10 protein-coding genes are annotated in these 9578 nt (G+C 31.4%); 9 read left to right on the forward strand and 1 reads right to left on the reverse strand.

The window, feature by feature from the left end:
• Positions 1–5 precede the first annotated feature (5 nt).
• From HKP59_RS04070 to HKP59_RS04110, 9 genes are read left to right on the forward strand one after another with little or no spacing between them, the layout of a single operon-like run.
• Positions 6–1127, forward strand: a complete 1122-nt coding sequence (locus HKP59_RS04070) for an NADH-quinone oxidoreductase subunit D (RefSeq protein ID WP_291803682.1) — start codon at positions 6–8, stop codon at positions 1125–1127.
• A gap of 10 nt (positions 1128–1137) precedes the next feature.
• Entirely contained in the window at positions 1138–2202 is a 1065-nt protein-coding gene (gene nuoH / locus HKP59_RS04075) for an NADH-quinone oxidoreductase subunit NuoH (RefSeq protein ID WP_291803684.1), read from the forward strand.
• Between the two features lie 5 nt (positions 2203–2207).
• Positions 2208–2684: a 4Fe-4S binding protein gene (locus HKP59_RS04080; RefSeq protein ID WP_291803685.1), complete on the forward strand. Its 477-nt coding sequence runs from the start codon at positions 2208–2210 to the stop codon at positions 2682–2684.
• Positions 2685–2688: 4 nt separating this feature from the next.
• A complete protein-coding gene (locus HKP59_RS04085) occupies positions 2689–3213 on the forward strand; it encodes an NADH-quinone oxidoreductase subunit J (RefSeq protein ID WP_291803687.1) in 525 nt (174 codons plus the stop codon).
• Positions 3210–3527: an NADH-quinone oxidoreductase subunit NuoK gene (gene nuoK / locus HKP59_RS04090; RefSeq protein WP_291803689.1), complete on the forward strand. Its 318-nt coding sequence runs from the start codon at positions 3210–3212 to the stop codon at positions 3525–3527. The genes HKP59_RS04085 and nuoK overlap by 4 nt, the downstream gene beginning before the upstream one ends.
• Positions 3528–3539: 12 nt before the next feature.
• A complete protein-coding gene (gene nuoL, locus HKP59_RS04095; RefSeq protein ID WP_291803691.1) occupies positions 3540–5459 on the forward strand; it encodes an NADH-quinone oxidoreductase subunit L in 1920 nt (639 codons plus the stop codon).
• Between the two features lie 9 nt (positions 5460–5468).
• The gene (locus tag HKP59_RS04100; RefSeq protein WP_291803693.1) at positions 5469–6956 is read left to right on the forward strand and encodes an NADH-quinone oxidoreductase subunit M; all 1488 of its coding nucleotides are present in this window, start codon (positions 5469–5471) and stop codon (positions 6954–6956) included.
• A 20-nt stretch (positions 6957–6976) separates the two neighbouring features.
• Positions 6977–8404 (forward strand): NADH-quinone oxidoreductase subunit N, encoded by a 1428-nt coding sequence (locus HKP59_RS04105; RefSeq protein ID WP_291803695.1) that lies wholly within the window; start codon positions 6977–6979, stop codon positions 8402–8404.
• 6 nt (positions 8405–8410) lie between these two features.
• The gene (locus HKP59_RS04110; RefSeq protein WP_291803696.1) at positions 8411–8737 is read left to right on the forward strand and encodes a hypothetical protein; all 327 of its coding nucleotides are present in this window, start codon (positions 8411–8413) and stop codon (positions 8735–8737) included.
• Between the two features lie 84 nt (positions 8738–8821).
• On the opposite strand, the gene HKP59_RS04115 is transcribed toward HKP59_RS04110, so the two are convergent.
• Positions 8822–9578 (reverse strand): NAD-binding protein (locus tag HKP59_RS04115; protein WP_291803697.1); only part of this gene is annotated, 757 nt, incomplete at its 5' end.

Raw genomic sequence — 9578 nt, forward strand, 5'->3', positions numbered from 1 at the left:
TACTTATGGAAACAACTACGATAACTAATAACTTTAAATCTGAAGAATATTTCATTAATATGGGACCTCAGCACCCTGCAACGCACGGTGTTTTACGTTTACTTTTAACTATTGATGGGGAAATTATTAAAAAAGTTGAACCAGATTTAGGGTATATTCACCGTTCTATTGAAAAAATGTGTGAACGAGATAGCTATCAACAAATAGTTCATTTAACTGATAGAATGGATTATTTATCTTCTCATATCAATAATGAAGCGGTTTGTTTGGCTGTTGAGAATGCATTAGAAATTGATATCCCAGAACGCGTTAAAGTAATTAGAACTATTATAGGTGAATTAACTAGAATTGCCTCTCATACCTTATGGTGGGGTGTTATGGGAATGGATGTTGGTGCCTTAACAACGTATTTTCTTGGATTTAGAGATCGTGAATTAATTAATGATATTTTTGAAGAAACTTGTGGTGCACGCTTAACAATGAACTACAATATTCCTGGTGGATTAATGTACGATATTCATCCAAATTTTATAAAAAGAGTAAAAGATTTTATAGCTCATTTTAAAACAAAACTACCAGAATACGACAAACTTTTAACTGGAAATGTAATTTTTCAGAAAAGAATGAAAGGTGTTGGAATTTTAACAAAAGAAGACGCTATTTCATTCGGAGCCTCAGGACCTGTTGGCCGTGGTTCTGGATATTCTTGTGACGTTAGAAAACACCATGCATATAGTGCTTTAGATAAAGTTAATTTTAAAGAAGCATTAAGAACTGAAGGTGATAGTTTAGCACGTTATGAAGTTAGAGTTCAAGAAATGTGGGAATCCATGTCAATCATTGAACAATTAATTGATAATATTCCTGAAGGAGATTATAAAGTAGCTACAAATGCTGTAATTAAATTACCAAAAGGTGAATTCTATCAAAAAGTAGAAGCTGCTAGAGGTGAACTTGGTGTGTACATTGTAAGTACAGGAACTAAAAATCCATATCGATTAAAATTCCGTTCTCCAGGTTTTTCAAACTTATCTCTTTTAAATCATATTGCAGTAGGCGGTAAAATTGGAGATTTAGTTGCATCTATGGCAACATTAGATATTGTAGTCCCAGATATTGACAGATAAAATAAACACAATGAATATATCATTAAGTATCACAAAAAATATTCACGAATGGCTTTTTAGTATCATGCCAGAGGGTATAGCAAGTATAACAGAAATGGTGCTAATTGCAGTAGTGTATTTAGCCATATTTGCTGTTGCAGGTTTATACTTGGTTTTATTAGAAAGAAAGGTTGCTGCTTGGTTTCAATTAAGAATTGGTCCAAACAGAGTTGGATGGTGGGGTTTGTTACAAACTATGGCTGATGCCTTAAAATTAGTTTCAAAAGAATTAACCGGAACAGAAAGAGCTGACAAATTTTTATACAATTTAGCACCTTACTTTGTTATTGTTTCATCACTTATGGCTTTGGCTGTATTTCCTTTTTCACAAGAATTTCACGCATTTGACATTAATATTGGGGTTTTATTCCTAATGGCAATCTCATCAATTGGTGTAATTGGAATTTTATTAGGTGGTTGGAGTAGTAATAATAAGTTCGCGTTAATTGGTGCCATGCGTAGTGGGGTTCAAACTATTAGTTATGAATTATCTGTTGGTTTATCATTACTTACAATGGTTCTTGTTACAGGTAGCTTGCAACTTTCAGAAATTATTGAAGTTCAAAAAAACGGTTGGTTAATAGTTCAAGGACATATTCCTGCAGTTATTGCTTTTATGATCTATATGATTGCTGGTACCGCTGAAACAAATAGAGCGCCTTTCGATTTAGTAGAGGCCGAATCGGAGTTAGGAGCTGGTTTTCATACCGAATATTCAGGGATGAAATTCGCATACTTCTTTTTAGCTGAATTCATAAACATGTTTATAATTGCCGCAATTGCCGCAACTATATTTTTTGGAGGTTGGTTATCTCCTTTTGGAATTACTGAATCTATTCCATTATTGGGAGTAGTTTGGTTCTTAGGAAAAACACTAGTAATTGTATTTTTAATGATGTGGTTTAGATGGACATTCCCTAGATTAAGAATTGACCAATTATTGACCTTAGAATGGAAATATTTATTGCCTTTAAATTTATTGAACCTTATTTTAATGGCTTTAGTTGTTTGGCTTAACTTAACAATTCAATTTTAGAAATTATGAGTTATTTTGGAAATATAGCAAAAGGTATAAAAACGTTGCTCACCGGTATGAGTGTTACTGGAAACTACTTTTTGCACTCAAGAAAAGGAGCTATTACACAACAATATCCTGACAATAGAGAAACGCTAAAAATGTTTGATCGTTTTCGTGGTGAAGTCGTTATGCCTCACGATGAAAATAATGAACATACCTGTACTGGTTGTCAAAAATGTGAAATAGCTTGTCCTAATGGATCAATAGAAATTATTTGGGATCGACAATTAGATCCTGAAACTGGGAAAAAGAAAAAAATGATAGACAAACATATCTACCATTTAGGAATGTGTACTATGTGTGGTTTATGCATTGAAGCTTGTCCAACTGATGCTATTTTATGGGCTCAGAATTTTGAAAATTCTGTATATGATAGAAGTTATTTGACAAAAGTTTTAAACAAGCCTGGCTCAAAAGTTAAAGCGGGAATAGAAGACTAGAGATATGGAAAAAATTATATTTTACATTTTAGCATTCATTATAATTGCCTTTGCAATTGCATCTGTTTCGAGCAAAAAAATGCTTCGATCCGTTATTTATTTATTGTTTGTACTTATAGGCATATCTGGAATTTATTTTTTAATAGATTATAATTTCCTAGCTGCAATACAACTTACAGTATATGCGGGTGGTATTATTGTTCTTATTATATTTTCAGTAATGCTAGTACATCATGTAGAAATGGAATTGGAGCTTGCAAAAGTTTCAAAAAGAATTATAGTTGGTATCGCAAGTTTATTAGGTCTTGCTTTATTTTTAGTAACTATTTATTCTCACGAATTTAATGTTGTTGAAAATTCTATTACAACTACAACCGAAGATATTGGGCTCGGATTATTAAACTATGAAGCTGGTGGATTTATTTTACCGTTTGAAGTAATTAGTTTATTGCTATTAGCCTCAATGATTGGAGCAATTATTATTGCTAAAGGCACAAAACTAACCAGCAAAAAAAATGACACAGTATGATAGCCGGAATTAGCATATACGAAATACTAACCGTAACCTCTTTCCTATTTTTTATTGGTGTTTACGGATTTATCACAAGAAAAAACCTGATTTCAATTTTAATGTCTGTTGAATTAATTTTGAACGCATCGGTTATAAATTTTGTTATTATTAACAAATATTTGTATCCAGATGTATTACAAGGAGTTTTCTTCTCAATTTTTATTATTGCCGTAGCCGCTGCCGAAACTGCATTAGCTATCTCAATAATAATTAACCTTTACAGACAAATTAGCTCTGTAGAAGTTAAGGACACTGAAATTATGAAGTATTAATAGTTAAGAAACATGGATATAAGTTATACAATATTAATTCCGTTAATTCCTCTAGCAGTATTTTTACTTTTAGGAATTTTTAATCAAAAAATTAAACCAGCTGTTTCTGGATATATTGGCGTTGCAGGTTTATCTGCCTCAGCAGCACTATCATTTTATACAGCTTATCAATACTTTTTTGTTGTAGGTAAAGAAAGTGGTATTTACAAAACAATTGTTCAAAAAGTAACTTGGATGAACTTTACTGACACCTTGCATATAGATATGGGTGTGTTAATTGATCCAATATCAATAATGATGCTTATTGTAGTATCAATAGTATCATTAATGGTGCATATATACAGTAGAGGTTATATGAAAGGTGATGATGGATATACACGCTTTTTCTCCTTCCTTTCACTATTCTCATTCTCAATGTTTGGGTTGGTTTTAGCAACAAACCTTTTCCAAATTTATATTTTTTGGGAATTAGTTGGTGTTTCATCTTTCCTATTAATTGGTTACTATTATACAAAGCCTTCAGCTGTATCTGCCGCAAAAAAAGCATTTATTGTAACTCGTTTTGCAGATTTAGGTTTCTTAATTGGAATATTAATAATGGGATACTACACAGGAACATTTGATTTTGAAACATTAAACAATCCTGAAGGACCTGCTATTTTAAATTGGGCGTCTACTTCATTTATGGGATTATCAGTAATCACTTGGGCATTAATCTTAATGTTTATAGGTGGCGCAGGAAAATCAGCCATGTTTCCATTACACATTTGGTTACCAGATGCTATGGAAGGTCCAACTCCAGTTTCCGCATTAATTCACGCAGCTACCATGGTTGTAGCAGGTGTGTATTTAGTTGCTCGACTTTTTCCAATGTTTTATTTTGTTGAAGATGGTTTTGCACTGAATATTGTTGCTTATGTTGGAGGATTTTCATCGCTATTTGCTGCTATAATTGCAATAACACAAACCGATATAAAACGAGTATTGGCATTTTCAACCATGTCACAAATTGGTTATATGATGATGTCTTTGGGAGTTTCTGGTTATGAAGGTCACGAAGGTGTTGGTTATATGGCTTCAATGTTCCATTTATTTACACATGCAATGTTTAAAGCATTACTATTCTTAGCTGCAGGTTCTGTTATTCATGCAGTACATAGTAATTATTTAAAAGATATGGGTGGTTTACGTAAATATATGCCTATTACCAATATTACATTTTTAATTGCTGCCTTAGCAATTGCTGGTGTATTTCCATTATCAGGATTTTGGAGTAAAGATGAAATTTTAGTTGCTGCATTTGAACACAACACATTACTATATGTTGTTGGTGTATTTGTTGCAGGTTTAACTGCGTTTTATATGTTTAGATTGTATTTTGGAATTTTCTGGGGAAAAGATACTCAATACAAACATGAGCCTCACGAATCACCTCTTTCCATGACTTTTCCTTTAATGGTATTAGCATTTATTACGGTTGTTGGTGGATTAATTCATTTTAGTGAATACGTATCTGCAGATAAAGCCGGATTTGAAGCTCATTTAAATATTCCTTTAGCATTAGTTGCTACAGCTGTGGGCTTAACTGGAATTATTCTTGCTTTTGTTTTCTACAAAAAAGAAAATGAATTGCCTTCAAGATTTGCACATGCCTTTGGCGTATTTTATAAATGGACTTTTGATAAGTTCTATTTTGATGAAATTTATTTATTCGTTACCAAAAAAATAATTTTTAATCTTATTGCTGCTCCAATAGCTTGGTTCGACAAAAAATTTGTTGATGGAACTATGGAAGGTATAGGAAATAAAACAGTAGTTATTTCGAAAAGAATTAAAGGAATTCAATCTGGGAAAGTACAAGATTACGCATTCTCATTTATTGCTGGAGTCGTTATTTTAGCTTTGGTATTTATTTATTTATGGACAAACTAACAAATTAATATGGATATTTTATCACTCTTTGTCGTTGTACCTGTTCTTACAATTTTAGCCTTAGTTTTTACAAAAGGTCTAAAACAGGCACGTCAAGTTTCAATGGTTGGAAGTATAATTCAACTAGGAATGGCAGTAAATTTAGTTATTTCCTATTTTAAAGAAAAGGCTATTAATGATAACATTATGGTTTTCACCAAAGATTTAGTTTGGTTTGAACAATTTAATATTCACTATGCTATTGGTGTAGATGGAATTTCGGTTGCACTAATTGTTTTAACAACAATAGTTGTTTTGGCTGGTGTATTCATTTCTTGGAAAATGCCAGATTTACCAAAAGAATTTTTTATCTCATTGCTAGTATTATCAACAGGAGTTTATGGTTTCTTTATTTCTATTGATCTATTTACAATGTTTGTATTTTACGAAATAGCGGTAATTCCAATGTATCTTTTAATTGGTATTTGGGGAAGTGGACCAAAAGAATATTCCGCTATGAAATTAACATTAATGTTAATGGGAGCTTCAGCAGTATTATTAGTTGGTGTTTTAGGAATTTATTTCAACTCAAATGCTGATGGTGGAGCTTTAACTTTTAATATTTTAGAAATTTCACAAGTAAACATTCCATTTGAAGCTCAAAAATTATTTTTCCCTTTAACATTTATTGGATTTGCAGTTCTTGGAGCTTTATTTCCTTTTCATACTTGGTCACCTGATGGTCACGCCTCTGCACCAACAGCAGTTTCAATGCTGCATGCAGGAGTATTAATGAAATTAGGTGGGTATGGCGTGTTTAGAGTTGCAATGTTTTTATTACCTGAAGGTGCAATGCATTGGGATTGGTTCTTTATTATTTTAGCAGCAACTGGTGTAGTTTATGGTGCTTTTGGAGCCATTAAACAAACAGATTTAAAGTATATTAACGCCTATGCGTCTGTTAGTCACTTAGGGTTGGTATTATTTGCCTTACTTACATTAAACAAAACAGCTTGGAATGGCGCCATAATTCAATCATTATCTCACGGATTATTAACTGCTATGTTCTTTGCCTTAATTGGAATGGTTTACGGAAGAACACATACACGCGATATTAACAAATTAGGAGGGTTAATGAAAATTATGCCGTTTATTGGAGCAATTTATGTAATAACAGGTATGGCATATTTAGGTCTTCCAGGGTTTAGTGGTTTTGTTGCTGAAATGAATATTTTTGTAGGTGCTTTCCAAAACCCAGATACTTTTCAAAGAGTTTTAACCATTCTTGCTGTATCTTCAATAGTTGTTACAGCAGTATATATTCTTAGGTTAGTTGGTAAAATAATGATGGGACCACTTGTTAATGATGATTTTGCAAACTTACCAAAAGCCACTTGGTATGAAAAAACAGGTATTTTACTATTACTAATTCCAATTGTAGCAATTGGAGTTGTACCTCTTTGGTTAAGTGACATGATTATGGCAAGTTTAGATCCTTTTATTAAAGGAGTATTATAAAATTTAAATAGATAACTAAAATGGATTTTAGTAGTTTTTTATTAATGAGACAAGAAATTATATTACTAGCAATTATTATATTGCTACTAATAGCTGAAATATTTATACCCAAAAACAAAAAAAGTAGCATCGTACATTTTGCTATATTTTTATTCGGTATTCATACTATTGTCGGATTTTTGAGCATAAATGAATGTAGTATTTTTGGTGGATCATTTCAAACAAATAATTTAATTCATTTCTTTAAAAATGTATTGAATATTGGAGTGCTTATTTTGTTGCTTCAATCAGCAGATTGGATTCAAGAAAAAATTGTTGCGCAAGATAAAGGAACTGAATTTTTTATCTTATTATTTTCCTCATTATTAGGAATGTATTTTATGATTTCTTCAGGTGATTTTTTAATGTTTTACATAGGTTTAGAATTATCTACATTACCAGTTGCAGCGTTAGCAGCTTATGAAACTTCAAAAAGAATTTCAAGTGAATCTGGTATTAAGTTAATACTATCAGCTGGCTTAGCGTCTGGTATTTCATTGTTTGGAATATCATTGCTATACGCTACTTCTGGCTCTATATTTTTTCACGACATTATTGGAACAATCTCTGCAAGCAACTTAACAATTTTAGGTTTTATTTTATTTTTTGCAGGTTTATCATTTAAAATATCATTAGTGCCATTTCATTTTTGGACGGCTGATGTTTACGAAGGCGCTCCAATTAGTGTTGCCTCCTATTTGTCTGTAATTTCAAAAGGTGCAGCGGCATTCATCTTAATGATCCTATTATTTACAATCTTTAAATCATTAATGCACATTTGGGAAAATATGATTTATGTAATTTCAATTGCCACCATGTTTATTGGTAACTTATTTGCATTACGTCAACAAAATATGAAACGCTTCTTAGCTTTTTCATCTATTGCACAAGCAGGATTTATATTGCTTGGGTTAATATCGGGCACTCAGTTGGGAACTACTACAGTTGTTTATTTTATAATGATATACATTTTTTCAAATTTAGCAGCATTTGGTGTAGTTCAAGCAATTTCTTCAAAAACAGGGAAAGAAAATATGACTGATTATGAAGGTTTGTACAGAACAAATCCAAAACTAAGTTTGGTAATGCTTTTAGCATTGTTCTCTCTAGCTGGTATTCCTCCCGTTGCAGGTTTCTTTGGTAAATTCTTCTTATTTACAGCTGCCGCAAGTGAAGGTTTCTATTTGTTAGTATTTTTGGCTGTTGTAAATGTTACTATTTCTTTATATTATTATTTATTAGTAGTACGAGCAATGTTTTTAAGAAAAGGAGAAAATCCGATTCCATTTTTTAAGAATAAAATCTATATGCGTTTAGGCTTAATAATTACAGTAATTGGTATTATAGTCCTAGGTTTATATAGCCCATTATATGAATATATTTACGAACTAAGTAGCATATACAATTAAGAGATTATGGTATTAGCAGGAAAACACACATTTGGAAGTATAGGAGATACTAGAGTTACTTTTATAGAAAAAAAGATTGATGAAAATCGTAAAGATTTTCTTCAAAAACTTTTAGAACATAATGGCTTTGAAGTTATAATTCAAGAAGAAAAAAGAAAAACAGAAGAAGAACCTCAATTATACACAGTCGCAACAACTGACATGGTTTTTAATCCTACTATTTGGGTTTTTGAACGTAAATTAAAAACCTTAGACGGTCATATTGTTAATCAAGATTATTGGACTCAAGCTTCAGAAGATACAAACCCACGTTATTGGAAAAACGAAAAATAAAATAGTCTATATATAAAAAAGAGTCACTTAGCAAATGGTTAAGTGACTCTTTTTTATGCGGTTTATATTTAGTTTAGATAGTTGCTATATAATAGTTTTTCCTATGTATATTAATATATTTCCTTTTTGAATTATAAAGCTATCATCTAGTGAAGAAATAATATGAATGACACCTTCATTGTCTTTTAAAAACATTGGTATTGCATGACTTTCATGATTTATTTCTTTCAGTAATTTATCAAAATGATCTTTTGAACTAATAATTACTTCATTAACCAATGGAAAATCCCTTACAACTTCACTTAAATTAATAAAATCATCTTTATGTGTAAATAAATCTTTTGCAGGTTTTGTAGTTCCTCCTTTCAATTCATCGGTAGAAATAATTCTAAAAGAACCGTGTTCACCAAATATATGTTCGTATTTTTCAATGGCATACTCATTTACAGCGGCGCTTCCTGTAAGTGCCAATAAAAATCCTATATCATTTAATTCAACATCTTCTAATAATTCATCAGTATAAACATCAACCTCAATAGCTTCAAGCCCAAGAGATTTAGCTTTATTTATATTATTCGTATTACTATCTATTAGTACTACTCTCCTATTATTTTTTTGTAAATAAGTTCCAATTAACCGCGCAAAGTTTGAGGCCCCAATCATAATAATTCCATCAGAAGATATTAAGAATACACCCGCGACCTTTGCAAATATACGAGCTGTTGTTGCGTTTAATAAAACCGTTCCAAGAACAATCATAAATACTAAAGGAGTAATATATTCAGCACCTGGTACTTTTAGCATAATTAATTTAATACCAAATAATGATGCGATTCCTGCG

This window comes from Lutibacter sp. (assembly GCF_013041805.1).
Taxonomy (GTDB): Bacteria; Bacteroidota; Bacteroidia; order Flavobacteriales; family Flavobacteriaceae; genus Lutibacter.